Source organism: Streptomyces sp. NPDC101118, from assembly GCF_044759445.1.
Lineage (GTDB): Bacteria > Actinomycetota > Actinomycetes > Streptomycetales > Streptomycetaceae > Streptomyces.
Genome location: NZ_JBIVZG010000002.1, coordinates 541954 through 567533 on the forward strand (window position 1 = coordinate 541954; position 25580 = coordinate 567533).

Annotated in this window: 31 protein-coding genes; 17 read left to right on the forward strand and 14 right to left on the reverse strand. The window is 72.5% G+C overall.

The window, feature by feature from the left end:
• Nucleotides 1–141: 141 nt before the first annotated feature.
• From ACIQUQ_RS05435 to ACIQUQ_RS05450, 4 genes are all read right to left on the reverse strand, one after another.
• Complete coding sequence (locus ACIQUQ_RS05435) at nt 142–1125, reverse strand: YihY/virulence factor BrkB family protein (protein WP_403971571.1); 984 nt, start codon at nt 1123–1125, stop codon at nt 142–144.
• A gap of 54 nt (nt 1126–1179) precedes the next feature.
• Nucleotides 1180–2169: a helix-turn-helix transcriptional regulator gene (locus ACIQUQ_RS05440; RefSeq protein ID WP_403971573.1), complete on the reverse strand. Its 990-nt coding sequence runs from the start codon at nt 2167–2169 to the stop codon at nt 1180–1182.
• Between the two features lie 152 nt (nt 2170–2321).
• A complete protein-coding gene (locus ACIQUQ_RS05445; protein ID WP_403971575.1) occupies nt 2322–2681 on the reverse strand; it encodes an STAS domain-containing protein in 360 nt (119 codons plus the stop codon).
• A 246-nt stretch (nt 2682–2927) separates the two neighbouring features.
• Entirely contained in the window at nt 2928–3887 is a 960-nt protein-coding gene (locus ACIQUQ_RS05450) for a helix-turn-helix domain-containing protein (RefSeq protein WP_403971577.1), read from the reverse strand.
• A gap of 130 nt (nt 3888–4017) precedes the next feature.
• On the opposite strand from ACIQUQ_RS05450, the gene ACIQUQ_RS05455 reads away from it, so the two are divergent.
• Entirely contained in the window at nt 4018–5052 is a 1035-nt protein-coding gene (locus tag ACIQUQ_RS05455) for a saccharopine dehydrogenase NADP-binding domain-containing protein (protein WP_403971579.1), read from the forward strand.
• 79 nt (nt 5053–5131) lie between these two features.
• Complete coding sequence (locus ACIQUQ_RS05460; protein ID WP_403971581.1) at nt 5132–5497, forward strand: hypothetical protein; 366 nt, start codon at nt 5132–5134, stop codon at nt 5495–5497.
• A gap of 53 nt (nt 5498–5550) precedes the next feature.
• On the opposite strand, the gene ACIQUQ_RS05465 is transcribed toward ACIQUQ_RS05460, so the two are convergent.
• Both ACIQUQ_RS05465 and ACIQUQ_RS05470 read right to left on the reverse strand, forming a co-directional pair.
• Complete coding sequence (locus tag ACIQUQ_RS05465) at nt 5551–6954, reverse strand: phosphatidylinositol-specific phospholipase C domain-containing protein (RefSeq protein WP_403971583.1); 1404 nt, start codon at nt 6952–6954, stop codon at nt 5551–5553.
• A 321-nt stretch (nt 6955–7275) separates the two neighbouring features.
• Nucleotides 7276–8106 carry an endonuclease/exonuclease/phosphatase family protein gene (locus ACIQUQ_RS05470; protein ID WP_403971585.1) on the reverse strand — a complete coding sequence of 277 codons (831 nt, stop codon included), beginning with the start codon at nt 8104–8106 and terminating at the stop codon, nt 7276–7278.
• An 89-nt stretch (nt 8107–8195) separates the two neighbouring features.
• Here ACIQUQ_RS05470 and ACIQUQ_RS05475 point away from each other — a divergent pair, with 89 nt between their 5' ends.
• The 3 genes from ACIQUQ_RS05475 (at nt 8196) to ACIQUQ_RS05485 (ending at nt 9941) form a co-directional block, all read left to right on the forward strand.
• Complete coding sequence (locus tag ACIQUQ_RS05475; RefSeq protein ID WP_403971587.1) at nt 8196–8702, forward strand: metallophosphoesterase family protein; 507 nt, start codon at nt 8196–8198, stop codon at nt 8700–8702.
• Nucleotides 8703–8835: 133 nt separating this feature from the next.
• Complete coding sequence (locus ACIQUQ_RS05480; RefSeq protein WP_403971589.1) at nt 8836–9306, forward strand: hypothetical protein; 471 nt, start codon at nt 8836–8838, stop codon at nt 9304–9306.
• Nucleotides 9307–9392: 86 nt separating this feature from the next.
• The gene (locus ACIQUQ_RS05485) at nt 9393–9941 is read left to right on the forward strand and encodes a GNAT family N-acetyltransferase (RefSeq protein WP_403971591.1); all 549 of its coding nucleotides are present in this window, start codon (nt 9393–9395) and stop codon (nt 9939–9941) included.
• A 113-nt stretch (nt 9942–10054) separates the two neighbouring features.
• Here ACIQUQ_RS05485 and ACIQUQ_RS05490 read toward each other — a convergent pair whose 3' ends face one another.
• The gene (locus ACIQUQ_RS05490) at nt 10055–10660 is read right to left on the reverse strand and encodes a hypothetical protein (protein WP_403971593.1); all 606 of its coding nucleotides are present in this window, start codon (nt 10658–10660) and stop codon (nt 10055–10057) included.
• A 380-nt stretch (nt 10661–11040) separates the two neighbouring features.
• Between ACIQUQ_RS05490 and ACIQUQ_RS05495 the strand changes: the two genes are divergently transcribed.
• Nucleotides 11041–11271, forward strand: a complete 231-nt coding sequence (locus ACIQUQ_RS05495) for a DUF6480 family protein (RefSeq protein ID WP_399949173.1) — start codon at nt 11041–11043, stop codon at nt 11269–11271.
• A gap of 70 nt (nt 11272–11341) precedes the next feature.
• On the forward strand, nt 11342–11557 hold the full coding sequence (locus tag ACIQUQ_RS05500; RefSeq protein WP_403971595.1) for a hypothetical protein: 216 nt from the start codon (nt 11342–11344) through the stop codon (nt 11555–11557).
• An 85-nt stretch (nt 11558–11642) separates the two neighbouring features.
• On the opposite strand, the gene ACIQUQ_RS05505 is transcribed toward ACIQUQ_RS05500, so the two are convergent.
• Complete coding sequence (locus ACIQUQ_RS05505; RefSeq protein ID WP_403971597.1) at nt 11643–12866, reverse strand: MFS transporter; 1224 nt, start codon at nt 12864–12866, stop codon at nt 11643–11645.
• Nucleotides 12867–13180: 314 nt separating this feature from the next.
• Here ACIQUQ_RS05505 and ACIQUQ_RS05510 point away from each other — a divergent pair, with 314 nt between their 5' ends.
• The 7 genes from ACIQUQ_RS05510 to ACIQUQ_RS05540 all read left to right on the forward strand — a co-directional run bounded on the left by ACIQUQ_RS05510 (nt 13181) and on the right by ACIQUQ_RS05540 (nt 19527).
• Nucleotides 13181–14263 carry a threonine aldolase family protein gene (locus tag ACIQUQ_RS05510; RefSeq protein WP_403971599.1) on the forward strand — a complete coding sequence of 361 codons (1083 nt, stop codon included), beginning with the start codon at nt 13181–13183 and terminating at the stop codon, nt 14261–14263.
• Nucleotides 14260–15699 carry a condensation domain-containing protein gene (locus ACIQUQ_RS05515; protein WP_403971601.1) on the forward strand — a complete coding sequence of 480 codons (1440 nt, stop codon included), beginning with the start codon at nt 14260–14262 and terminating at the stop codon, nt 15697–15699. Before ACIQUQ_RS05510 ends, ACIQUQ_RS05515 begins: the two co-directional genes overlap by 4 nt.
• Nucleotides 15696–16634, forward strand: coding sequence for a diiron oxygenase (locus ACIQUQ_RS05520; RefSeq protein WP_403971603.1), 939 nt, complete (start codon nt 15696–15698; stop codon nt 16632–16634). Before ACIQUQ_RS05515 ends, ACIQUQ_RS05520 begins: the two co-directional genes overlap by 4 nt.
• A complete protein-coding gene (locus tag ACIQUQ_RS05525) occupies nt 16621–16917 on the forward strand; it encodes an acyl carrier protein (protein ID WP_403971605.1) in 297 nt (98 codons plus the stop codon). Before ACIQUQ_RS05520 ends, ACIQUQ_RS05525 begins: the two co-directional genes overlap by 14 nt.
• Nucleotides 16904–17779 carry an aminoacyl--tRNA ligase-related protein gene (locus ACIQUQ_RS05530; RefSeq protein WP_403971607.1) on the forward strand — a complete coding sequence of 292 codons (876 nt, stop codon included), beginning with the start codon at nt 16904–16906 and terminating at the stop codon, nt 17777–17779. Before ACIQUQ_RS05525 ends, ACIQUQ_RS05530 begins: the two co-directional genes overlap by 14 nt.
• Complete coding sequence (locus ACIQUQ_RS05535) at nt 17776–18780, forward strand: agmatine/peptidylarginine deiminase (protein WP_403971609.1); 1005 nt, start codon at nt 17776–17778, stop codon at nt 18778–18780. The genes ACIQUQ_RS05530 and ACIQUQ_RS05535 overlap by 4 nt, the downstream gene beginning before the upstream one ends.
• 150 nt (nt 18781–18930) lie before the next feature.
• Nucleotides 18931–19527, forward strand: coding sequence for a GNAT family N-acetyltransferase (locus tag ACIQUQ_RS05540; protein WP_403971611.1), 597 nt, complete (start codon nt 18931–18933; stop codon nt 19525–19527).
• On the opposite strand, the gene ACIQUQ_RS05545 is transcribed toward ACIQUQ_RS05540, so the two are convergent.
• From ACIQUQ_RS05545 to ACIQUQ_RS05555, 3 genes are all read right to left on the reverse strand, one after another.
• Nucleotides 19464–19961 (reverse strand): SMI1/KNR4 family protein, encoded by a 498-nt coding sequence (locus ACIQUQ_RS05545; RefSeq protein WP_403971613.1) that lies wholly within the window; start codon nt 19959–19961, stop codon nt 19464–19466. The two genes, ACIQUQ_RS05540 and ACIQUQ_RS05545, sit on opposite strands and share 64 nt — an antisense overlap.
• A 108-nt stretch (nt 19962–20069) precedes the next feature.
• Complete coding sequence (locus ACIQUQ_RS05550) at nt 20070–20555, reverse strand: DedA family protein (RefSeq protein ID WP_403971615.1); 486 nt, start codon at nt 20553–20555, stop codon at nt 20070–20072.
• 234 nt (nt 20556–20789) lie between these two features.
• On the reverse strand, nt 20790–21374 hold the full coding sequence (locus tag ACIQUQ_RS05555) for a TetR family transcriptional regulator (RefSeq protein ID WP_403971617.1): 585 nt from the start codon (nt 21372–21374) through the stop codon (nt 20790–20792).
• Between the two features lie 64 nt (nt 21375–21438).
• On the opposite strand from ACIQUQ_RS05555, the gene ACIQUQ_RS05560 reads away from it, so the two are divergent.
• Complete coding sequence (locus ACIQUQ_RS05560; RefSeq protein ID WP_403971619.1) at nt 21439–22329, forward strand: class I SAM-dependent methyltransferase; 891 nt, start codon at nt 21439–21441, stop codon at nt 22327–22329.
• Nucleotides 22330–22564: 235 nt separating this feature from the next.
• Here ACIQUQ_RS05560 and ACIQUQ_RS05565 read toward each other — a convergent pair whose 3' ends face one another.
• Both ACIQUQ_RS05565 and ACIQUQ_RS05570 read right to left on the reverse strand, forming a co-directional pair.
• The gene (locus ACIQUQ_RS05565) at nt 22565–22783 is read right to left on the reverse strand and encodes a three-helix bundle dimerization domain-containing protein (protein ID WP_403971621.1); all 219 of its coding nucleotides are present in this window, start codon (nt 22781–22783) and stop codon (nt 22565–22567) included.
• A 237-nt stretch (nt 22784–23020) separates the two neighbouring features.
• Nucleotides 23021–23641, reverse strand: a complete 621-nt coding sequence (locus ACIQUQ_RS05570) for a hypothetical protein (RefSeq protein WP_403971623.1) — start codon at nt 23639–23641, stop codon at nt 23021–23023.
• A 131-nt stretch (nt 23642–23772) separates the two neighbouring features.
• Here ACIQUQ_RS05570 and ACIQUQ_RS05575 point away from each other — a divergent pair, with 131 nt between their 5' ends.
• Nucleotides 23773–23904 carry a hypothetical protein gene (locus ACIQUQ_RS05575; protein WP_403971625.1) on the forward strand — a complete coding sequence of 44 codons (132 nt, stop codon included), beginning with the start codon at nt 23773–23775 and terminating at the stop codon, nt 23902–23904.
• Nucleotides 23905–23952: 48 nt separating this feature from the next.
• Here the strand turns inward: ACIQUQ_RS05575 and ACIQUQ_RS05580 are convergent, their stop codons facing one another.
• Entirely contained in the window at nt 23953–24798 is an 846-nt protein-coding gene (locus ACIQUQ_RS05580; protein ID WP_403971627.1) for a VOC family protein, read from the reverse strand.
• A gap of 107 nt (nt 24799–24905) precedes the next feature.
• Here ACIQUQ_RS05580 and ACIQUQ_RS05585 point away from each other — a divergent pair, with 107 nt between their 5' ends.
• Entirely contained in the window at nt 24906–25532 is a 627-nt protein-coding gene (locus ACIQUQ_RS05585; RefSeq protein WP_403971629.1) for a TetR/AcrR family transcriptional regulator, read from the forward strand.
• The last annotated feature ends 48 nt before the right edge of the window (nt 25533–25580 follow it).

Below are 25580 nucleotides of genomic sequence, written 5' to 3' on the forward strand. Positions count from 1 at the left end.
CACCTCGCATACACACCATCCTTCATTTAGCGTTCATAACAACACACCACCATGCCCGCGCCGCCGCCCGCGGGGGGGTGCCGGCAGACCCCCGCCCCCCCGGCCCCCCGCCGCGTCCGTGTGCGCCCTGCCCGCCGCCCCTCACTCCAGGCGACGCCGCTCCTCCTCGGTCCAGTTCCGCGAGTCCCGCGGTTCGACGTACGGCTCCTCGTCCTCCGGCAGCCCGGCGGCGATGGCCCGCTGGCGCGCCATCTCGGCGTCGAACTCCAGGCCCAGGAGCACGGCGAGGTTGGTGATCCACAGCCACACCAGGAAGACGATCACGCCGGCCAGGGTGCCGTACGTCTTGTTGTACGAGCCGAAGTTCGCCACGTAGAACGCGAACCCGGCCGAAGCGATCATCCAGATCGCCAGCGCCAGGAAGCTGCCCGGTGTGATCCACCTGAAGCCGCGGCACTTCGCGTTCGGCGCGGCCCAGTACAGGATCGCGATCATGATCGTGACGAGGACGACGAGCACCGGCCACTTCGCGATCGACCACACCGTCATCGCGGTGCCGCCCAGTCCCAGCGCGTCGCCCGCCTGCCGCGCCACGCCGCCCGTGAACACCACGATCAGGGCGCTGACCACGGCCAGCACCATCAGCAGCACGGTCAGCGCCAGCCGCAGCGGCAGCACCTTCCAGACCGGCCGCCCCTCGGGCATGTCGTAGACCGCGTTCGACGCCCGGATGAACGCGGCGACGTACCCGGACGCCGACCAGACCGCGAGGACGAGACCGGCGACGGCCAGCAGCGAGCCGACACCGCTGTTGCCCTGCAGCTGCTCCACGGCCTTGGTGATCACGTCGCGGGCCTGGCCGGGCGTGAGCTTCTGCAGGCTGTCCAGCACCTGCCGGGTGGCTGATTCGCCCGCCACGCCCAGCATCGACACGAGCACCAGCAGGGCCGGGAAGAGCGCCAGCACTCCGTAGTACGTCAGCGCCGCCGCCCGGTCCGCCAGCTCGTCGTCCTGGAACTCCTTCAGCGTCCCGCGCACCGCGGCCCGCCAGGACCGCTTCGGCAGCTCCGACGGCCGGTCCGCCGGACCGTCCCCGTCATGCGATGTCGTCCTCGTAGGCCTCATGGTCGGCGCATGTCCATTTGGCCCCCGACCATGCGGGGCACCATGCGCCGGGTCTCACGAGAACGAGTTCAGGGTGGCGCTGGGCGCGACCCGATAGGCGTCGCGGTAGTACGCGGCGAAGTGGCCGGGGTGGGCGAAGCCCCACCGCATCGCGACCGCCGTCACCGTCGTGGCCCCGGGGTCGGCGGCCAGCAGCTCGCGGTGCGCCGCGGCCAGCCGTACCCGCCTGAGGTAGCCGAGCGGCGTGCTGTCGAGGTGGCGGCGGAAGGCGTACTGCAGGGCGCGCGGAGTGACGTACGCGGCGGTGGCGATGTCGGCGAGCGTGATGTTCCGGTGGGCGTTGGCCTCGATGAAGGCGACGGCGCGGCGCACGGTGGCGGGCGTGGCGTCGGTGGTGTCGGCCGGCCTTCCTTCGGCGCGGCCGCTGTGGGGCAGGGCGGCGAGGGTCGCCGCCGCCAGGTGCCGGGCTGCGGTCCCCACCAGCAGGTCGTTGGCGCAGGCGGCCGGGTCGTCGAGCACGTGGTCGCGTACGTAGGCCACGGCGGCGGCCAGCTGCCGGCCGGCGGCCGGTGTGACGGGCTGCGGCCCGGTCAGCCGCACCGGAGGGCCGCCGGGCGCACTGGGGGCCACGTCGTCCAGCAGGGCGGTGTCGAACAGGGCGATCGTGTAGCGGGCGGCCCGTACTTCGCCCTGGTAGGGCCGGTCCGGCGGGGTGAGGAGGAACGTCTCGCCGGGGCCGTAGACCTCCTCGCGGCCGTCGGTGAGGTCGGCGAGGGTGCCCTGGTGCATGCTGATCAGGCACACCTGGTCGAGGCTGTGGGCGTCGTAGGCCATCGTGTAGCCGAAGTCCAGGCGGTCCATCGCGACGGGTCCGGCCGCGCGGCGGCTGATGCGCACCCGCGCGTCCTCGACCGGTCCGCCGATCTTCATCGGCGTGTACGCCGTGGACAGGAACTCCTCGGTCTCCTCCAGGCTCGCGCTGTCGAACAGGAGGGACCGCGCTTCCGGGCCCGACGCTTCCGAGCCCGACTCCGACATCGCCATCACCGGCCGCCCTTCTCCCCGCGCCCACCCCTCGGCGGAACCCGCACGCCCCCGAACCGGAAGCGTGCCGCCATCGAGTGTGCCGCATCACGGGGCACCGGCCGCACCCTGCCCGTCACCTCGGCACCCGCGGCCCACGAGACCCACCCGCTTCACGGCAGCCGTCGGACCGGTGGCAGGCCCGGCCGCGGGTGGGGCGCCGGTATGACGGTGAAGAGGCCCCTGGCCCCCGCGAGCTCCAGCATCCGGAGCGCGTGCTGCGGAACCCCGGCGAGTTCCAGCGACGCCCCCTCCCGGTCCGCGCGGCGGCGCAGGGCGAGGAGCAGGTGGAGGCCGCTCGAGTCGATGAACGTGACGGACGAGAGGTCCACGGTCAGGGTCTGCCCCCGCAGGGGGAGCACCTCCGTGACACGGCTGACGCCCGGGCAGGTCTCGAAGTCGAGCTCGCCCGCCACCGCCAGCACGAGGTGGCCGGGGCGTGTGGATACGTCGATGTTCGTGGCGGGAAGCACGGTCGGTCTCCGCCGTTCTGGAGAGCCCATCACGGTCGGCTCCCACAGTGGGGCGGAGGAGGCCGTCAAGCGCCGCGGCGTCGAGCCGGGCAAAGCCGAATGAGACCACCCGCACCTGCCGTCGACCACGAGCGGTGACCGCGTGGTGGCGCGGGGTCTCCCACCAGACCAGGCTGGTTACCCGGCCTCTGCCCATTTCCGGCCGCCGTACACGCCCGGCCCCGGACCGGTTCACGAAGCCCCGGGTCACCCACCCGCCCCACCCCGCTCCAGGCTGCGGAAGGTACGCCGGTACGTGTCGGGCGGAACGCCCACCGTGCGGTGGAAGTGCCGCCGCAGCGTCGTGGCGGTGCCCATCCCCGTCGTCGTGGCGATGGCGTCCACGGTGGCGTCCGTGCCCTCCAGCAGCTCCTGGGCGTGCCGGATGCGCTGGGTGTGCAGCCACTGGAGGGGAGTGGTCCCGGTGACGGTCCTGAAGTGCCGGGTCAGGTGGCGGGAACTCATGCCGGCCTGCCGGGCCAGGTCCTCCACGGTCAGGGGTTCGTCGAGGCGGGCCAGGATCCAGGGGAGGAGCTCCGCCAGGGGGTGGTTGCCGGGTGCCGGGACGGGCGTACGGACGAACTGGGCCTGGCCGCCCTCCCGGTGGGGCGGTACGACCAGCCGGCGCGCGATCGTGTTCGCGACCGTGGTCCCGTGGTCGAGCCGGACCAGATGCAGGCACAGGTCCATCGCCGCGCCCTTCCCCGCGGAGGTCAGGACGCTGCCGTTGTCTACGTACAGCACGTCGGGGTCGACGGTGACGGCCGGGTGACGGCGCGCCAGCTCGTCCGTGTGGGCCCAGTGGGTGGTGGCGCGCCGGCCGTCGAGCAGCCCGGCGGCGGCCAGTACGAACGCGCCGGTGCACAGCGACGCCACCCGCGCCCCGGCCTCGTGGGCGGCCCGTACGGCGTCCACGAGTTCGGCCGGCGGGTCGCGGTCGACGTCGCTCCAGCCCGGCACGATCACCGTGTCCGCCCGCGCCAGCCCGTCGAGGCCCTCGTCCGGCTCCAGCCGGAACCGGTCCACGAGCACCGGCCCGGGCCCGCACACCGAGAACCGGTACCAGGGGTCCACCAGGTGGGTCAGGTCCGAGCCGAAGACCTCACAGGCCAGGGACAGCTCGAAGTGGAGCATGCCGTCAGTGACTGCCAACGCAACGCTTCGCATGTCGGGAAGTGTACGGGTCATGTCGTTCCGGACACTGTCGGCGGCGGACCGGCCCCGGCCAGGATGAATCCCGTCAACAGCCGGCGCGGCGCGAACGTCCGGCACACGCGGGAACAGGGGAGCGGCATCGATGAACGGCACGGCACGGCACACGATCGCGGTCTACGGCGCCTACGGACACACCGGGAGGTTCGTCGTGGCCGAGCTGACCGCGCGCGGGTACCGGCCGGTGCTCGTCGGCAGGGACGCCGCGGGGCTGGCCGGGCTCGCGGACACGACCGGGTACGAGGCCCGCCCCGCCGCGGTCGACGACGCGACGGCACTCGACCGGGCGCTGGCCGGCACGGCCGCCGTGATCAACTGCGCCGGCCCCTTCGCCGCCACGACCGGCCCGGTGATCGAGGCCGCCCTGCGAGCGGGGATCCCGTACCTCGACGTGGCCGCCGAACTCGAGGCCAACCTCGACACCTTCGCCCACTACGCCGACCGGGCCCGGGAGGCGAAGGCGGTCGTCGTCCCTGCCATGGCCTTCTTCGGCGGGCTGGGCGACCTGCTGGTCACCGCCGCGATGGGGGACTGGACCGAGGCCGACGAGGCGCACATCGCGTACGGCCTGAGCAACTGGCACCCCACCGCCGGAACCCGCCTGTCCGGCGCGGTCTCGCGCGAACGGCGCGGCGAGCACCGCCTGCGCTACAGCGGCGGCGCCTGGGAGCGCCGCACCGACGCCCCGCCCACCGCCGAATGGCCCTTCCCCGCGCCGATGGGCCCCCGACAGGTCGTCACGGAGTTCACCATGGCCGACGTCGTCACCGTGACGGACCACCTGGCGATCCGTGACGTCCACACGCACATGGCCGCCGGCGCCGCCCGGGACATCGCCTCGTCCGACACGCCCCCGCCCGCCGCCACCGACGCGCTCGGCCGCTCCGACCAGACCTTCCTGGTCGACGTGGTCGTCCGCTCGGGCGGTGCGGAGCGCCGGCTCTTCGCCGAGGGCCGCGACATCTACGCCGTCACCGCGCCCCTGGTCGTCGAGGCCCTCGACCGCGTCCTGACCGGACGGACCCGCACCACCGGCGTCGCCTCGGCCGGCCGCATCTTCGACGCGGCCGACTTCCTCGCCGCCCTCGCGCCCCACGTCACCGTCCACCCGGGCGCCTGACGCGCCTCCCGGCCCACCGCCCCGCCCGGCCCGGCGGCGCGGACTACTCCCGCCGCCGCCACGCGGCTAGGCTCCGGGGATGCAGCGAGCTGAGATCCTCAAGCGAGTGATCGGAATCCTGACGGAAGCTCAGGAGATCCGCCGCGCCGTGGAGGCCGGTGAGGAGGACGAGAGGGCCGAGCTCGAACCGAGCGTGGTGACCCAGATGCTGAACGAGATGCTGCCGGACATCAGCGTGCCTGCCGACGCGACCCCGCAGGAGGTGGCGCGCAGCGTCGCCGGAGCGCTCGGCCCGGTCCTGCAGACCATGATCTCGGGCTTCACCCTGGCGTTCACCAGCCTCGCGATGACCCACGACGGCGGTCAGGACGACGTCTCCTCGGCCGAGGTGCTGCGCACGCTGGCCCTCCAGGTGGAGGCCGGGATGTTCGACGAGGGCGCCTGACCGGCTGCGGGAACGCACGACGCTGGCGTCGTGCGTTCCGCGCGTTCAGGACGTCAGCGGCTGGGGCAGGCCGCCTGGGTGACCTTGCCGGCCGTGGCGCCCGTCGAACCGGGGTCCAGGGTCAGGCACCTCCCGGTCCACTGGTTGATGAAGTAGTAGCCCCGCGCCCCGCCGAGCATGTTCACCGGAATCACGTTCCACAGCTGGCTGCCGGAGGACCACCGGGTCTCGCACGGCCACCAGAACATCTGGGTGCCGTCGCCCGGCGGCGTGCCGTTGTTGTACGGGACCGTGAGGCAGTTGCCGTTGCCCGCCCTGATCCAGTAGTAGCCCTTGCCGTCGTACTGGGGCGGCATGGCGGTCCACTGCTGGCTGCTGGGCGCCGGGTTCGCGCAGGCGCGCTGCGTGACCAGCCCGCCCTGGCCGTCGCTGAACGTGTCACCGCGCACCATGCACCGGTTCGTCGCGGTCGTGCCGACGTACTGCCTGCCGGAGTTGACCGTCCAGACGGCGGGGTGCGCCTCCTGCACGTACGCGTTGCGGTTGAGCTCGGCGACCACCGACAGCGGGGTGACGCCGGGCGTGTCGCTGCTCTCGAAGTAGTTCACCGCGATGAAGTTCGGGTTGCGTCCCGCGGCGGGCCGGCAGTCCCGGTCGATGCGGTTCTTGAGGTTGATCCCGTTGTCGGCGTCGGACTTGCTGCCCGGGACCACGTCGTTCGAATTGAACTGGTTCATGGTGAACACCGGGGTGAGGACACCCTTGTTCGGCATGGGGTTCTGGTTCACGGGCTGGCTCTGGCCCCGCCGCTCGCAGCCCGCCGGCCGGCCGTCGTACGAGTACCGGGTCTCCACCGTGTGCGCCCACGTGTACATCAGGGCTCCCGAGCCGACCGGCACGTCGTCGGCCCACTTGTCCTGGAACACCACCAGGCGCCGGTTGTCGGAGACCATCCGGCTGAGGAGCGGCCAGTTCCGGCCGGTGATGTTGTAGGCGCCGGGCGAGAACAGCATGTTGCCGGCGCCCTTGGCGTTCAGGACGTCCGCGATCTTCCTGGTGAGCGTCTCCCGGCTGGCGTAGTTCTCCAGGAAGAGCGTGACCACCTCCGTCGGGTTCGCCTTCAGGAAGTCGACGATCGTCTCGAGGTCCTTCTCGAACCACGAGTAGCAGAGGAACTCGGTGTGGCACAGCAGGACGTCGCTGTCCTGCGTCTCGGTGTTGACCGTGATGTCGTAGGTGTCGAGCATCAGCCCGCGCACCCCGCTCCGGAGCTGGTCCGCGATCGAGCGGGACTGCGCGCGCGGGCCCGGCACGACCGCGGTGTTGGCGTACGCGTTGTGCGTGGTCACCCACGACCACTGGTCGAAGCGCGCGGCCCCGTACTTGCTGTCCGCCGCGGCCGCGGGCGCAGGTGCGGTCAGCGCGGCGGCGAGGAAGAGGAACGAAAGGGCCGTCAAGGCCAGTTGCCGCAGGGTACGCGTACGGCGGGTGCCCGGACGGGGCGCGCCGCCTCCGGTCCCGGCCGTCACGGCGCGAGAGCCTGTAGTCCGCATGTCTCTCTTTCACACTGGTGGGGCGACCCGGCGCGCCAGGGCGCCCGGGCCGGCAGGGTTCGAGGGGACCGGGCGCCGCGGCGGAGCCGACCGGCATCGCCCGGGTTGCCCCCAGCCAACACGGCGCGTGCGGCCCCGGGCCAGGCGGTTCCACCGGCAGGAATGACGCCCCGGACACTTCTGCCGGATGGCTCCGGCATGCGGGGCGGGCTGCGGAACGCCGGCTCACCCCGCGCCGAGGTCGGCGAACACCAGGTGGTGGTCCGAGTAGGGCGTCGGGACGACCCGGTGCCGGAGCGGGACGGGACCCCGCAGGAAGACGTAGTCGAACGTGAGCTGCCAGTCGGTGGTCGGCACGCAGGCCCCGGCGGACGCGCACCCCGGCTCCGAGTCCGCGGTCACGCTCCGCACCACGGCCAACTCGGGCGCGTCCGGCACGGCGTTGAAGTCGCCGAGCACCACGGCACGGTCGTGGCGGGCGACGGCGGCCGCGAGGACGCGGGTCTGGGCCGCCCGCACGTCCTCCTGGCGCCGCTGGGCGAGGTGTGTGTTGAACACCCGGACGGACCGGCCGGCCACGGTGGTCGTGACCGCCAGGTAGCCCCGGTCCTCGGAGCCGCCGTCGGGGTACTCCACCGTGACCGGGTCCGTCAGCGGCGTCGCCGAGAGCACGGCCTGGCCGTAACCTCCCGGCCTCCACGGCAGCCCGCCGCAGCGGGACCGGTTCCGCAGCACCGGCCCGTACTCGACGTGGTAGGCGAGTCCGTACAGTCCCTCCAGGTAGTCCCTGATCTTCGCGACGTCGGCGGTACAGGCCTCCTGGAGCGCCACGACCTGGGGCGCGTACGTGGCGATCTGCGCGGCCCGCTCGGCATTGCCCTCCCCGCAGGGGTTGCAGAGGTTCCAGGTCATGACCCGGTTCGGTACGACGTGCCCGACGGCTCCCGCGGGCAGCGGCCTCCCGTGGACGGCACCGCTCGGCGCGCTGGGCCCGAGGAGCACCACGCAGGCGCCGGCCAGCGCGCCGGCGAGCCACCGCCCGCTCCTACCGAGCACCGTCGCCTCCTCACAGCGGACGCACGCGGCATCCGACGTCCCTCCCGTCACCTGAGGCTATAGGACAGGAGAGGGCCTAGCGTGGGGGAATGGAGCTGCTGCTGATCTCGGACACGCACGTCCCGGCACGGGCCCGGTCACTGCCGGCGGAGCTGCTCGACGCGGTGCCGCGCGCCGACGTCGTCATCCACGCGGGGGACTGGGTGGACACCGCCACCCTCGACCTCCTCCAGGAGCGGTCGCGCCGCCTGGTCGCCGTGTACGGCAACAACGACGGCCCGGAGCTGCGCGCCCGCCTTCCCGAGGTCGCGTACGCGGACCTGGGCGGCCTGCGGTTCGCCGTGGTGCACGAGACCGGCCCGGCCCAGGGCCGCGAACGGCGCTGCGCCGAGCGCTTCCCGGACACCGACGTGCTCGTCTTCGGCCACAGCCACATCCCGTGGGACTCGTCGGCCGACGACCGGCTGCGGCTGCTCAACCCGGGCTCTCCGACGGACCGGCGGCGCGAGCCGCACTGCACGTACATGACCGCGCGGGTGTCGGCCGCCGGACTGGAGGACGTCCGGCTGCACCGGCTGCCCGGCCGCTCGGCCTGACGCCCGCGGTCGCCCCCGACCGCCATGTCAGGGGCGGCCGGTGTTCATCCGCCGGTCATGTCCCATTACAATGACATGTGAAATATCACATGTCATGCCACCGCAGGGGTGGCCACCTGACAAGGAGTTCGCCATGTCGACGACCAAGACCCGCTTAGCCGCCCTCGCGACCGGTGTCCTGGGCCTCGCCGCCCTCACGCTCGGCCCCGCCCACGCCGCCACGCCGCCGGCGGCGGCCACCGAAACGGTCGTCACGTGCGGCCCCTCCGGCCTCCAGGCGGGTCTGTCCACCCGGCTGTGCGCCGAAGTCACCGGCACCACCGTCGAGTTCTACGGCACGGTCGGCCTCGCCGGCCCGCCCTCGCCAGGCAGCCCCGCGCCCGCCCCGAAGGAACTGCTGACGACGCTCTCCGCGCAGGTCGTCGGCAGCACCACGCCGCCGGACACGCGGTACCGGCAGGTCGTCTTCCTGACCGCACCCCTCGAAGTGCGCGGCCTCGGCGGCGAGTACCCCTGCGGCTCGACCGTCCGCGGCACCTTCGGCGTGGCGTCCTACCCGCGCTCCGCCAGCCCGGTCGCCCACGAGGTCACCCTCACCTGCTGACCGCACACCGCCCCGTACCGCCGTGTCCGCCCGGCGGTACGGGAGCCGGTGCCGGCCCGCCGGCCGACCGGCCGTAGCGTGGGCCCATGCCGATCACACCGTCACGCGTGGAACTGCACCCGCTCACCCGCTCCGACCAGGACGAGTTCTGCGCCCTGGTCCGCGCCAGCTCCGAGCTGCACGGGCCGTGGATGCAACTGCCCTCCACGGCATCGGAGTTCACGCCCTGGATGGACCGCTTCGAGGACGGCACCAACCTGGGCTTCCTCGTCCGCGTCCGGGACACCGGCGCGGCCGCCGGCATGGTCAACATCAACTCGGTCATCCGGGGCCGCTACCAGGGCGCCTCCCTCGGCTACGCGGCCTTCGCCCCGTCCGCAGGACGCGGCTACATGACCGAGGGCCTCACCGCCACCCTGCGGCACGCCTTCAACGACCTGCTCCTCCACCGCCTGGAGGCCAACATCCAGCCGGGCAACGAACCGTCCCGCGCCCTGGTCCGCCGCCTCGGCTTCCGGTACGAAGGCCTCTCGCCCGCCTACCTCTACATCGACGGCGCCTGGCGCGACCACGAACGCTGGTCCCTCACCACCCCCACGCCCTCCACCCCGCACCCGACCCTCCCCGAGGTCTGACCCCCCGGAGCCGCCACCCGGCCCCGCAGCCGGGGCGCAGCCTCCCACCCGTCCCGTCCCGTCCCCTGCCCCGGCACGGACCGGCACACGGGCCCGGGGGAGCCCCGCCCCGCTCAGGCGCGCAGGCCGGCCCGCCTGAGCGTCAGCCGGGACAGGTCGTCGATGGCCCTGGCGTCCCCGCGCCGCCACGCATCGGCGAGGCCCCCCGCCGGCACCGGGACCGAGGCCAGGTCCTTCACCGGCCCGGTCAGCGCCCGCAGGGCCAGCAGGTCGGCCCCGCCGGGAGCATCGCGCAGGGCCTGGATGCGGGCGCTGCGCCGGATCCAGTGCACGCGCGGCGGGAGCCACAGCACCAGTACGAAGGCCACGGAGAAGAAGATCAGGGCGAACGTCGTCAGATCGGCCACCCTCCCGACCAGGTCCTGCAGCGACTGCCCGGCGTCCGAGAGCCCGTCGCTGGCGTCGGCGGCGGACTGCAGGGGCTTCTTCAGCACGTCCCCGATCAGCGGAACGTTCGACGCCGCGTCCCCCGCGTCGTTGAGCCCGGACGCCAGGCTCCCACCCGCGTCCTCCACCTTCCGCCCCGGCTCGGCCAGCAGCATGATCGCGTCGTGGACGGCCAGCGCGAACCAGACCGCCACGGTCACCAGGACCACGGCCGTCAGGTCGGCCAGCACCTGCCGGAGACGACGGGCGGGGGTCTGGGCGTAGAGGCGCATCGGCGTGCTCCTGTTCCGGCGGCATCGACGGACGGGACCGGTCCGGTCCCCGACGGCGAGGCACGACGGCCGTGACAGCCCGTCATGGCCCGTACGCCCGACCGTACGTGCTCACCTGCCCTCGCACCCGTCTCCGCATACCCGTGTCGGCCCGGGCGCCGCCCGCGTGCGCCCCCGCGCGCCGTTCCGCACCGGCCTGTGCAGGTACGGCTGGGACGGACGCAGACGCTGGAGTGGGCCGCCACTTCCACGACGGCCTCACGCCGTACTTCGCCGCCGCTGCCCGCCCCGGGCACTCCGTACCGGTCTGGCAGCTGTGACGCGGCGAACGAATCGGTCCGCACCCGCATGCCGGTCCGGCATCCGGGGAGCAGCGGGTCATGAGCACCAGCAACCCCGACCCCGACCCCCGCACCACCCCCGGGCTGACCGGCGGCGGATCCGTACCGCCCGGTGAGACCCCGCCGGCGGAGTCCGGCACCGGAACGGGAACGGGCCCGTACCGCCCGCTGAAGCGCGGGTGGGGCGGCGGCCCGCTCACGATCGTGATCGTCCTCGCAGTCCTGGTGGCCCTGTTCTTCCTCGTCTACGGCATCCTCGTGGCCCTCTGAACCCCACTGCCCGGACCCCGTCTGTGTCATCATCGTCACCGACAGACACACCGCACGTCCGGGGGGTTCCGTGCAGGCACTGGGCATTCTCTTCGCGATCATGATCGCGCTGGCCGTCGTCCTGATCGTCAGGATCACGCGCCGCGGAACCAGCGGCGCCGAAACGGCGGAAGGCCTGCGCCTGGAACAGGACCGCCGGGTCCAGGCCCACCAGGACCGCATGTCGTACAACGCGATGCTGATGCACGGCACCCCGCCCACCATCAGCGACAGCTACCGCCCCTGACGACGCCCCGCCCCGGCGGGGGAGGGCCCGTCCGGGCGGGCCGGTGGCGGACCCCGGGCCGGTCACCGGTCCGCCAGCCCTGCGTTCACGCGTCGCTGCGGCCCGCCGGTACGGCGGCAGGCGCGCCGGCGGGGTCCGGCTCGGCACCGGAGCCCGCGGCGGCGAGCCCCCGCGGCATCCGGCTCGCCGCGACGGCGATGAACAGCGCGACGCCGATCGCCGTGGCGATCCCCGTACGCAGCGAGCCGGCCTCCGCGACGAAGCCGATCAGCACCGGACCGACGAGCAGGCCCGAGTACCCGATCGCCGACACCTGGGCGATGGCGGCGTCGGAGCGGCCAGGGACGACCGAGCCCGCCAGCGACATGCACAGCGGCACCACGATGCAGACGGCCAGTCCCGTCAGCCCGAACCCGGCGATCGCCCAGGCCGCGGACGGCGCCACGACCACCAGCAGCACGCCGAGAGCCGTCGTGGTGCCGGCCGCCGCCAGGAGCGGGCGGCTGCCGTAGCGCAGGCGCAGCCGGTCGCCGAAGAGCCGCCCGGTGAAGGTGGCCACCTCGTACAGCGGGTAGGCGAGGGCGGCGACCGCCTCCGTCGTGTGCAGCTCCCGCGTCAGGAGCAGGCCGCTCCAGTCCGCCACCAGCCCTTCGAGGAGGAGGGCCATGAAGGCGACGGCGCCGATCAGGTAGACGATGCCGGGCAGGTTGCCGCGCTGCTCGGTCTCCTCCTCCTCGGCCGGCTCGTCGAGGTACGTCCAGCCCACCGCGAAGGCCGACGGCAGCGCGACGGCCGCGACGCCCAGCACCGAAGCGGTGTACGGGACGTCCAGCGCGGCCAGCAGCACGGCCAGCAGCCCGCCGGCCACCGCGCCGGCGCTCCACCCGGCGTGGAACCCGTTCATCAGCGGCCGTCCGGCCCGCCGTTCGACCAGGCTGCCCTGCGCGTTCATCATCGCCTCGGCCACGCCGGACGTCACGCCGAAGCCCGCGGCGGCGGCCAGCAGCAGCGGGAACGAGGGGCTGAGGGCGATCAGGCCCACGGACACGGTCACCAGCGGGGTGCCGATCCGCAGCAGCAGCCGGTTCCCGACCGCCGCGACGATCCAGCGCATGCACTGCATGGTGAGCGTCGCCGCGACGCCCCAGGACAGGATCACCAGCCCCACGTCGCCCGTGTCCAGGCCCAACTTGGCGGCCAGGCCCGGGAGTCTGGCGGCCAGGATGCCGTTCACCACACCGACGAGGGCGAAGGTGCCGAGGACACCTCTGTGGGCGCGCCGCAGGGCGCTTGCCGGGGGAGTGTGCATGCTCCGTCTTCCTCTGTGCTCATACGGGCAACTGCCAAGCACGTCAAGGCTGCACGGCAGGATTTCTTCTTGATCAGAAGTGTGCCGGAAGGCTTGCGCTGATTACTAGATCATCTCGTAGGATCTTCGCACCGGACATCGAGGGGAGTGGGAAAGGTACGGCTGCCACCAGCAGCCCATGACACCTTGCACCCCCCCATTCATCCGGATCCCCCCACGCGTCCCGGCATCCCCGCATGCCCCGCGCATCCCCGTGATCCAGCCGACACCGCGGCGCCCGTACGAGGCGCGCCGCGTGAGTGAAGGACGAAGGATTGATCTCCCGACTGCACGACCCCGCCTGGCGGGGCTTCGCCAGCGACAACAACGCAGGAATCCACCCGGACGTCCTGGCCGCCCTCACCACCGCCAACGAGGGCCACCAGACGGCGTACGGCGACGACGTCTACACCGAACGGCTCCAGCACGTCTTCCGCGACCACTTCGGCGCGGGCGCGACCGTGTACCCCGTGCTCACCGGCACCGGCGCGAACGTGGTGGGCCTCCAGGCCATGAGCGAGCCCTGGGGCGCCGTCATCTGCGCCGAAAGCGCCCACGTCAACACCGACGAGTGCGGCGCCCCGGAGCGGATCGCCCACCTCAAACTGCTCACCGTCCCGACACCCGACGGCAAGCTCACGCCCGCCCTCATCGAGCAGCAGGCAGGCGGGCGCGGCGACGTGCACCGCGCCCAGCCGACCGTCGTCACGATCACCCAGCCCACCGAACTCGGCACCCTGTACACGCCGCAGGAGATCGCCGACATCTGCGCGTACGCCCACGAGCGCGACATGACGGTGTACCTCGACGGCGCCCGGCTGGCCAACGCCGCGGCCGCCCTCGACGTCCCCCTGCGCGCCCTCACCACCGACGCGGGCGTGGACGTCCTCTCCTTCGGCGGCACCAAGAACGGCCTGCTGCTGGGCGAAGCCCTCGTCGTGCTCCACCCGGACGCCGTCCGCGGCACCGAGTTCCTGCGCAAGGCCGCGGCCCAGCTGGCATCCAAGATGCGCTTCGTGTCGGCCCAGTTCATCGCCCTGATGGAGTCCGGAGCGTGGCTGGCCAACGCCCGCCACGCCAACGCCATGGCGCGCCGCCTGGCCGAAGCCGTCGGGGCGCTGGCCGGCGTACGCATCAGCCGGCCGGTGGAGTCCAACGCGGTCTTCGCCGTGCTGCCCGCGGACGCCACCGCCCGCCTGCAGAAGCGCCACCCCTTCTACGTGCGCGACGAACGGAGTGGTGAGGTCCGCTGGATGTGCTCCTTCGACACCACCCCGCAGGACGTCGACGCCTTCGCCGCGGCCGTGGCCGAGGAACTCGCGGCGCCCCGCACGGACTTGGGAGCGGCACGGACGTGAACACCCCAGCCACGTACAGGAACGCCGACCCCGACCACAGCGGACAGCCCCTCCCCGCGCGGGTCCGCCGCGCGCCCTTCACCGGCGACGGTGCCGTCGAGGCCGGGCTGAACTGGAGCCAGCAGGAGATCTGGGCGCTGATCGAGAAGGCGGCGCCGGACCACCACGTCTACAACGTGGTCGAGGCCTTCCGCGTACCGCCCGGCCTCCGCCCCACCGAGGACGAGTGCCTCGACGCGCTCTCGCTCCTCCTCTCGCGCCACGAGGCGCTGCGCTCGGTCTTCCCGCGCACGCCGGACGGCCGTGTCCTGCAACGCGTGCTCACCGAGGGCGAACTGCCCGTCGAGTTCGTGGACACCCCCACGACCTCGGGCGACGAGATCGCCGTACTCGAGCGCTTCTTCGCCACCAGGCGCTTCTCCTTCGCCGACGAACTGCCGATGCGCCTGGTGCTCCTGGTCACCGGGGGCCGGGTGTGGGGCGGGGTGTACGTCTTCTCGCACATGGCGGTCGACTGGTACGCCCTCCAGCACCTGGCCGAAGAGGTCGCCGAGTACTTCCGCAACGGGCGCACGCTCGCTCCGCTGCCGCCCGGCACCATGACCTCGGCCGGCCTGGCCGAGTGGCAGGAGTCGCCCGACGGCATCCGCCGGCGCGACCGCACCCTGGCCCACGTGGCCGCGCTCTACCGCGACCGGCCGCCCCTCGCGCTGCCGCCGGCGGTCGCGGACCTCCCCGAGGCGTCGGCGTACCGGCAGGCGGCCCTCCGTTCGCACGCCGCCCAGCACGCCGCCGCCCGCATCGCGGAGGACACCGGCCTGAGCGTCGCGGCGGTCATCGTGGGCGCGACGGCCCTGCTGCTGCGCGAGCTCACCGGAAGCGACCGCATCGACCTGCACCTCACCAGCTCGCAGCGCTTCGGCCGGGACAGCCGCACCACGATCGCCACGATGATGCAGGAGAGCTACTTCTCGGTGGACCTCGCCGGCGCCGACCTGCCCCAGGCGGTCAAAAGGTCCTGGCTGGCGGCCATCACCGCCTTCCAGAAGTCCGGATGCGACGCCGACAGCATGAACCGGCTCCTCGCCGAGCTGGGCGGCGGCCCTGACGCACCACTGCGCTTCGCGTACTGCATCAACGACCGGCGCACGCTGCCGGCGGACGCGGCCGTACGACGCGACGTCCCGGCCGCCGGCCTCCTGCCCCGCACCGTCCTCACCTGGCTCCCGGTCACCGAGCAGGAACCCTTCTACCTCATCGTCGACGACGGAGAAGGGGCGGGAGAGCAAGCCGGAGCGGATGCCGGCGAGGGCGGGGGCCCGTACCTCGAGTTCTCCCTGACCTGCGACATCCGGCACGTCACCGAAACCCGCATGGAGTCCTTCCTGCGCGAACTGGAGCACTCGCTCGTCGCGCTGGCCGACTCCGCCGCATGACCGAGGCCGCCACCCGGGCGGCCGACCGTACCAGCACCAACCCGAAAGAACGCATCACCATGGACGATTCCGGCTTCAGCACCATGCTCGCGCGCCTCTCCGAGAAGTCGCGCGACGAGTACTACAACCCGTACACCAAGTTCACGTGGCCCGACACCGTGCCCGAGGACCAGTGGTGGATGAACCCCGACTACCTCACCGTCTCCGGCACCGGTCTGATCGACGACGAGAAGACGCTCAAGGCGCTCGCCCGCTACGAGACGGTCAACTTCTTCAGCCTGCACGTCCACGGCATCCGCGAGCTGATGATCGAGGTCGCGAAGCGCATCCACACCCCCGACTTCGCCGAGTACAACGAGTACCTGCACCACTTCATCGGCGAAGAGAACGCCCACATGTGGTTCTTCGCCGAGTTCTGCCACCGGTACACCGGCGGCATCTACCCGGAGGCCGCCTCCCCGCTCCGCCGCGAGGGCTTCGGGAACCTGTGGGACGACGTGATCGTCTTCTCCCGGATCCTGATCTTCGAAGAGATCTTCGACTACTACAACAGCCGCATGGGCAAGGACCAGCTGATCCCGGACATCCTCCGCGAGATCCACGCGGCCCACCACCACGACGAGAGCCGCCACGTCGCCTTCGGCAAGCAGCTCGTCAAGCGCCTCTACGACCGCGCCCTGGCCGCCGACCCGGACCGCCGCGAGGAGATCGAGAAGTACGTCAAGGACTACATGACGTACTCCGTGCGCAGCCTCTACAACCCGCAGATCTTCCGTGACTGCGGCGTCGAGAACCCCCTCGCCGTCCGGCGCGAGGCGCTCTCGCACCCGGTGCGCGAGGCGTTCCACGTCAAGCTCATGGCCCGGGTCGACCGGTTCTTCGTCGCCGGCGGAATCTTCAGCACCTCTTGGGGGACCGACCATGTCAGCGCCTGAGCACACCAGCACCAGCACGAGCCCGGCCACGGCACACCCGTCGATGGACACCGTCCTCGCCTTCCTCCGGAAGCTCAACGCCTCCGTGGACACCATCGCCTGGGACCGCGACCTCATCGAGGCCCGGATCCTCGACTCGCTGGCCTTCGTCGAGTTCCTCCTGCTCATCGAGGAACTGACCGGCGAGCCCGTCGATCTGGCCACGACGGACGTCAACAACTTCCGCACGCTGGAGCGCATCGACGCGTTCCTCACGGAAGGTGCCGGCCATGCCCACGCCTGATGCCGGCCTGCGCGCCCCCGTCGACGTCACCGACGGCCTGGTCACGCTCGGCCCCGAAGCGGTCCGCCTCCGGGCCGCCCTCGACCGGGTGTTCACCGGCTGGGCGGCCGAGGCCGGCGCCGCCGAGGTCCTCTACCCGCCGCTGATCCCGGTCGCCGACCTGGCGCGCTTCGACTACTTCACCAACTTCCCGCACCTGGTCCTGGCCGCCGCGGCGGTCAACACGGACGCGATCGCCGACCTGCCCACGCACCCCGCGGAGCAGGGCACCACCCTCGGCGGCCACCAGCTCGCCGAGGCCGGCCTGGTCCTGCCCTCGGCCGCCTGCTACAACGCCTACCTGTCCCTGACGGGCAGCCGGCTCGACGCACCGGTCCGGTTCACCACCATCGCGCAGTGCTTCCGGCGCGAGACGCACTACGAGGGCCTGCGCCGCCTGCACGGCTTCACGATGCGCGAGATCATCGCCGTCGGCGACGCCGAAACGGTCAAGGGCCACCTCACCACCCACAAGGACCTCGTCCTCGGCTTCGCCGCCCACCTGGGACTCGACCTCACGACGGAGGTCGCCACGGACCCGTTCTTCGACGCCAACGGCTCCCGGGCCGTGATGCAGCGGCTCTTCCCCACCAAGGAGGAGTTCGTCGCCGACGGCGGCCTCGCGATCGCCTCCGTCAACTACCACCGCAACTTCTTCGGCGAGCGTGCCGGGATCACGTACGCGGGCGAAGAGGCCCACACCTCGTGCGTGGCCTTCGGCATGGAGCGGTGGCTGCACGTCCTCGCCGGGCGCTTCGACGGCGACTGGCAGGCCGCGGAAGAGGCAGTGGCGTCCTTCCCCCTCCCCGAGGGGACGGCATGACCGGCCACCTGATGCCGGCCGAGTGGGAACCCCACGAGGCCTGCATGCTGGCCTGGCCGCCGTACGAGTCGCTGTGGGGCGACAGCTTCGGCTCCGTCGAGCGGGAGTACGCGGAGACCGTCCGGGCCATCGCCGCCTTCGAACCGGTGATCCTGCTCGTCCGGCCCGGCCAGGCCGAGCGGGTCAGGGCACTCTGCGAAGTCGACGTCACCACCGTGGAAGTCCCCATGGACGACGCCTGGCTCCGCGCGACCGGACCCATCGTGGTCCACGGCCCGCAGGGCCGGGTCGGCGTGGACTTCCGCTACAACTCCTTCGGCGAACGCTTCCACCCGTACGCCCAGGACGACCGGATCACCGAGCGGCTGCTCCCCGTCCTGGGCATCGAGCGCCGGGCCACGATGACGGTCCTCGAAGGCGGGGCCATCAGCGTCGACGGCGAAGGCACGCTGATCGCCACCGAGCAGTGCGTCCTGAACGCCAACCGCAACCCGCGGCTCGGCCGCGCGGACGTCGAGGCCGAGTTCGAGGCCCTGCTCGGCGCGACCAAGGTGATCTGGCTGCCGTACGGTCACCTCGCCGGCGACACCGACGGACACGTGGACCACGTGTGCCAGTTCATCGGACCCGGCCGGGTCCTGGTGGAGGCGCCGGGAGACCCCGCGCGCCCCGACCACGCCCGCCTCAAGGCCAACCGCGCCGTCCTCGAAGCCGTCACCGACGCGGCCGGCCGGAGCCTGGAGATCCTCGAACTGCCGCCGCAGCAGCCGGTACGCGTCCACGGCCAGGACGCCGTCGTGAACTACATGAACTTCTACATCGCCAACGGCGGAGTGATCATGCCGCTGGCCGGCACGAGCCGCGACGCCGAGGCGCTGGAAGCCGCCGCCAAGGCCTTCCCTGACCACCGCGTCGTAGGAGTCGAGGCCCCCACCCTGGCCACGGGCGACGCAGGCATCCACTGCATCACCCAACAACTCCCCGCCCCCCGACCCCACTGACGCCAAAACCCCACCCACCCACCCACCCACCCACCCACCCACGATCCACCCCCCCCTGCCGTCTCTGCTGCCCTCCCGGGGCCGGCAGAGCCGGCAGGGGCACATGAGCGAGAATCAGGCACCCGACCCACCCGCGAAAGGAAGCAGCCCGTGGAGTACACCCTGATCACCGACTCCACGCACGCCCGGCAGGCACTCGCCGAACTCGCCCCGGTCTACGAAGCGGTCTTCGCCGAACCCCCGTACAACGAAGGCCCGCAGGACGTCACCGACTTCCTGGCCCGCTACGCGTGGGAACACACCATCCCCGGCTTCCGACTGGTCCTGGCCCGCGAGGACACGACCTTGGCCGGCTTCGCCTACGGCCGCCCCCTGCCGGCCACCGCCGTCTGGTGGCACGGCGTCCTCGACACCAGCCTCCCCCCGGCCTTCACCCGCGAGGACGGCCACCGCACCTTCGCCGTCATGGAACTCGCCGTACTCACCCGGCACCGCGGCAACCACACCGGCCGACACCTGCACGACCTGCTCCTGAACGGCGTCACCGCAGAACGCGCCGCCCTGTGCGTCCGCCCCGAATCCCGGGCCGCCACCTGGTACGAACGCCTCGGCTACACCCCCGTAGCCCTCACCCAACCCACACCCGACGCCCCGGTCTACCGCTCCATGATCAAGACCCTGCGTCAAATCCCGGGCGCCACCAGCCGGAAGGCAGCACCCTCGGGGACGAACCAGTGTGAGGTGTAGTCGGCGGGGATCGCGTAAGGGTGTTGCGGGTCGGTCAGCACTCGCAGGATGAGCTCCGTGGCGGTGCAGTCGAACCGATCTCCCACGTCCTCGCCGACACCCATGACGCAGACCGGCCAGGCATCGGGGTCCTCGCCCTCGGTGAGCCAGCAGTACACGAGCTCCAGCTCATTGCTCGCCCATGGCAGGGCACCGGTCTCCTCGTGGAAGGCGGCCCAGGCAGCAAGGTCCTCGGGCAGGTGCAGGTCGACGTACCCGTCGTCGAACGTCCCCTTCCCGAACCGTTCGACGAGCCGCTTGTAGTCGCCCGGCAAGCGATATCCGAGACGTCGCTCGGCAGCCGCCCAGTCGACCTGAAGTACCTGCTCCGAAGGCCAGTCGGCAGCGTCCGCCAACGACTGCAGCGCGTCGACGTCCTCACGTTCTCCGGTCATGGAGAGGAGTCAAGCACGTGATCACCTGGACCGTGTGCGTCGCGTCGGCAGTGCTGCGCGCGAGCACCGGCGAGGAGCGCTGACGGCCCCTGCTTGAGCGCGACCGGCTTACACTTCCTCGGCCGCCGGGGCAGCGGAGTGCGGCGCGGCGGTCCTGCGGCGGCGGTACGCGATGACGCCGCACCCCAGCAGGACGAGGGCGGCCACGCCGGCCACACCGAGGGCCGTCTGCTCGGCGAAGAGCCGGCCCAGCACTTCGAGGACGCCGAGCCCCGCGGTCGCGTAGATCAGCGCCCAGGCCGCTCCGCCCAGGAACAGGGCGGGGAGGTAGCGCGACAGCGGCATCCGCATGCTGCCCGCGAGGAAATTGGCTGCGGTCTGGAAGCCGACCGTCAGGAAGGAGACGGCCACCACCGGCGCGCCCCACCGCTGGATCGCCCGCTCGGCGCGCTGGAACTTCGCTGAGGAGATCCGGTCGGCGAACCGGCTGCGCCGGGCACCGGCACCCGCGAGCCACCCGACGGCGAACGTCCCTCCGGCACGGAGCAGGACGATGAAGTACAGGGCCCCGGCTGTGAGCGCGATCCTATCCACGGCGCTCCGTCCCGTACCCCGGCCCGAATCCCGGGGCATCCGTCATCCGCACGAGCGTCCGGCCCCAGCCGGGCGCACGACGCGCACAAGCCCGCTCAACGTCTCCCACCTGCGCCCGCCTCTGCCCGTTCCGTCCTATGGGTGCCACCTGCGCCACCGGGACCCGAACCTGCACGCCCGCACGCCAAGCAAGGCAAGCCTAACCGAACGCCGATACGGCAGTACAGGCACCGGTCAGACGGCGCCGGCAAGGACGGTGGCCACCATCCTCCGCACGGCGCCGGCCTGCGGCGGGCCGCCCGTCCGGTCGGCGAACAGCAGGTGCCCGGCGCCCACGAGCGTGGGGGCGAGCGTGTCGACGTCGACGTCATCGGCCAGGCGCCCCGACTCCCGCTCGGCGACGAGGTAGGCGGCGATCATGGCGGTGCCCTGCACTGCCGGCGGGATGCCGGCCTGCCCGGCCTCGCGCAGCCGCCCGCGGAGGCCGTCGCGGAACGTGACGAGCGCGATGAGAGCCACGGTGACCGGCTCGAAGAGGTCCCGCAGTGCGTCGGCGAGGTTGTCCGCCACGTTCCCGGTTCCGGCGGCCGCGCACAGCGTCGCGGTGCGGTCCTCGATGCCGCGGACGCGGCCCAGGACCAGCTCCGCCAGGAAGGCGTCGAAGTCGGCGAAGTGCCGGTGCAGCACCCCCTTGGCGCAGCCCGCCTCCTCCGCGACGGCCCGGCTCGTCAGCGCTTCGGGCCCGTCCCTGAGCAGGACGCGCTCGGCGGCGTCCAGCAGCTGGCCCCGCACGTTGTGGATGTGTACGCCTGTGGGCACCGTCTTCCTCCCCGCGCAGGGCCTGCGCCTTAACAAGTGGGCGGCCGCCCACTAAGGTGGGCGCATGCCCACTTTACCGCCGGACCAGCCCGCCGAGCCCCGTCCTGCACCAGCACCAGCACCCCGCCCCGAGCCCCACCGCCACCGGCAGACCGCCGAATCCTTCGGCGCGGACGCCGCACGCTACGACCGCACCCGACCGCCGTATCCCGAGGCACTGGTGCACAGGATCGTCGCGGCCGCCCCCGGCCGGCACGTCCTCGACGTCGGCGCCGGGACCGGCATCGAGGCCCGGCAGTTCCAGGCGGCCGGCTGCACGGTGCTCGGCGTCGAGCCCGACGAGCGGATGGCCGCTTTCGCGCGACACGGCCACATCGAAGTCGAAGTCGCCAGGTTCGAGGACTGGGAGCCGGCCGGCCGGCGGTTCGACGCGGTCGTCGCCGGCACCTCCTGGCACTGGGTGGACCCCGTCGCCGGCGCGGCCAAGGCCGCCCGGGCGCTCCGCCCCGGCGGCCTGCTGGCCCCCTTCCACCACGTACCCCAGCTCCCGCCCGAGGTGCTCGACGCCCTCGCCGGAGCGCTCCGACGGGTCGCCCCCGACTCCCCGTTCGACCCCGGAGTGCTGCGCGGCCCGGCCGTGGACGCGTACCGGCCGCTCTTCGCGCGGATCGCCGACGGCATCCGGCAGACGGGCCGCTTCACGGAGCCGCAGCAGTGGCACTTCCCCTGGGAACGCACGTACTCCCGGGCGGAGTGGCTCGACCAGCTCCCCACCTTCGGCGTGCTCACCCGACTCCCCGCCGACGCACTGGCGGAGGTCCTCGACAGCGCCGCGACCGCGATCGACCGGCTCGGCGGCCACGCGACCATGCCCTACACCTCGGTCGTGATCATCTCGACCCGCCTGGGCGAGGACGGCAGCACCCCCACCCAGCCGTCACGCGCCCCCGTGTAACGCCCGATACGTTGACCGGCTCTCCGAGGGCGCCGTGACCTCGCTGCCCATCCTGGGCGGACTGCTCGCCTGTACGACGGCGCCGAGGTGCTCCTGAAGCCGGGCCTCGGCAAGCCGGGCCTCGGCTCGGCGGCCGACCGCATCTCGGCGACGCGGGCGGGCCCCACCTCACCCCTGGTCACCCGCGCGACGCGGTGCAGGGTCGCCAGCTCCGGATCCGGGCCGACGACCGCGGTCAGCCGTCGAACTCGGCCGGTCCCTCGGCCGGCAGCAGGTCGCGGGCCCGTCGCTCCATGAGCACGGGGAGGTAGGTCCGCACGCGCGCGTACCTGAGCTCTTCGAACGCCGTCTGGACCGACCCGCGCACCACGTCGACGTCCACCTGGGGATGCGCCTTCATCAGGCGTTCCGCGACGAGGCGGATGGTGGAGGCATCCTCTTCCGATTCAGCCATCAGACACCTCGGTTCGGTCTCGTGCCGGCTGCTTCCTCCCAGTCTGGTGTGCGACGCCCGGGCCGGGAAGTCGATCTTCTGCCGATGCCCGATGCCCGATGCCCGATGCCCGATGCCCGATGCCGATGCCGATGCCGTCGCCAAGTCCTCGGTCCGCATCGGACTGACGCACCACCAGCCCGGCACCTGCGGGGGTTGGCGGCGCGACTGCTCCGGCCGCCTCTCGACGGCCTCCCCTCAGGGCAGGCCCACCAGGCCCCAACCGCGGTACGCCGCCTCCGCGGTCACCGCACCCCACTCCCGCAGCAGCACGGTGAAGTCATCGAAGCTCGCCGGGCGCCCCGCCCACCCCGCGCACTCCGCGGCGAACGGCTCCCGCAGCTCGTCCAGCCGCCCCTCCGCCCGCTGCCAGGCCCGCGCCTTGCCGCTCACCGACCCGGGCGGACACACCAGCAGGACGCGCAGCCGCCCGTTGTCGCCGGCCGGCGGGAAGAACCCCCCGCCCCCCGTCAGCGCGGGATCGGCGTCGGGGTCCTCGTCCCAGATCAGGCCGCCGAGGAACGCGTCCATCGCCTCGCGCAGCTGCGCGTCGACGAGCACCCGGATGTCGTTCCACGCGTCGCCGGCACGGAAGTGCGGGCTGTAGGCGCCGGTGGTGGCGGCGAAGTCGTACTCGGCGCACCAGGCCTCCTCCCGCTCCGGCGGCCAGATCCAGCCACCCGCCGCCGGATACCTCTCGTACTCGTCGTCCCGCTCGGGAGGCCAGACGGCATCCTCCATCGCCCGGGCCCGGTCCTCGACGGGAAGGCGGGCCAAGCGCTCCCAGTCCGCCATGAACAGCGAGAGATCCATACCCATGCCGGCAGCCTAGACGTGGGCCGCCGGCCGAAGAGAACCGTTGCCTGGACAACAATTGTCGCGGCATTCGATCTGGACGGAGCACGGCGTGACCGTCTCGCAGCGGGCGGTCCTGATCACCGTGCAGCGCGGTGACGCCACCACCACCCGGGAAGTCGCCCGGTACCTGGCCATCGATGCCGGACGCCTTCTTCGACGAGCAGGTCGCGCTGGTCGACACGGAGCTCGCGACCCTCAAGCGCATCCTCGAAGCCGGCGCCTGACGTCGGCCCGCACCGGCCCGCGGCAGACCTGTCGACGCCACAGCATGCTCACTCGGCCCAGGGGAGGGGGCGGGTGCCTTCGGTGCCGGGGACGGCGACCACGCCGTCGGCGCGCATGACGACGTACGCAGTGACGTCCTCCGGCGCCTCGATCCGCCGCACCGCCCCCGGGCTGAGGACCAGGGTCTGACCGGCCGCCACCCGCTCCTTGCGGTCCCCGCTGACGACCTCGAGGGCGCCCGAGGTGACCGTCCAGACCTGTTCGCGGCTCACGGAGTGGTCGGGACCGGCCTGTCCGGCGGTCATCGTGACGGTCCAGGCGCTGAGCTCGGAGCTGCCGCGGCTGGGCGAGGCGTGCGTGGTCATGCGGGCGTTCGGGGTCTCGATGGCGTTCTCGTCGGTCAGGGTCAGCACCTGCACGGCGGTCTCCTCCGTCTCCTCGGGGTGCCCGGCCTCCCGGGCGGTTTCGGGTCCGGTTTCGGTTCCGGTTCCGGTTTCGGTTTCGGACGGGGCGGGCGCCACCCACTCGACGAGCTGGACCACGACCCCGTTGGGGTCGGTCAGCTGGAAGAGTCGCTCGCCCCACGGCTCCTCGCGCAGCGGCATCGTGACGGGCGCGCCGGCCTCGCGGAGCCGGCGCTCCTCCGCCTCCAGGCCGTCGGTCACGGTGAGGGCCAGGATCAGCCCGGCGGCCCGCTGGTCGCGCTGCTCGGGCGGGAGCACCTCGGTGCCCTGGCGCAGCAGCACGACGTCCGCGGCAGCGTCGTCGCGGGTGAGGGAGACGAAGCCGTCGGCCTCGTGCACGACCCGGTAGCCCAGGTGGGCCTGAAGGAAGTCCCGCGAGGCATACGGGTCGGCGACGGTCAGGGACAGGGTGGAGGTGGTGACTCGCAAGCGCGACTCCAAGTTAGGTCCGAGCGATTTTTACGACGGACGTAAATTTACGAGAGCGCGGCGAGGTCGGTCAAGGGCATTTTTACGTCGAGCGTAAGATTTGGCCCATGACCATCGCGACGGGACTCCGCGAGTCCAAGAAGCAGGAGACGCGCCGGGCGATCTCCGACAGCGCCACGCGCCTGTTCATCGACCAGGGCTTCGAGCGGACCACCATCGCCGAGATCGCGGCCGCCGCCCGGGTCGCCAAGAAGACGGTGACCAACTACTTCCCGCGGAAGGAGGACCTGGCCCTCGACCACCACGAGGCGTTCACCGCGAGCCTGGCCGGCGCGGTGGCGGGGCGCGCCCCCGGCGAGAGCCCCTTCGCGGCGCTCGGCCGGGCCTTCCGCGCGACGCTGACCGAGCACAGCCCGGTCGCCGGGTTCACCGGCCCGGCGTTCGCCCGCATGGTCGCCGACAGCCCCACCCTCACGGCCCGGCTGCGGGAGCTGCACGACCTGAGGGAAGAGGCCCTTGCCGCCGCCCTCGCCTCCGTCACCCCGCCGGACGCCCCCGCCATCGCACCCCGAGCCGCCGCCGCCCTCATCGCGGCCGCCGACCGGCTGCTGTTCAGCCGCATCCAGGAACTCACCCTGGCCGGCCACACCGACGAGGAGATCGAAGCCGTCCTCACCCCGGAGGCGAACCACGTGCACGCCCTGCTCAGCGCCTCCCTGACGTCCTACGCCTGACACCCGCCACCAGCCACCAGCAGTCCACGTCCGCCCGTACCGACAACA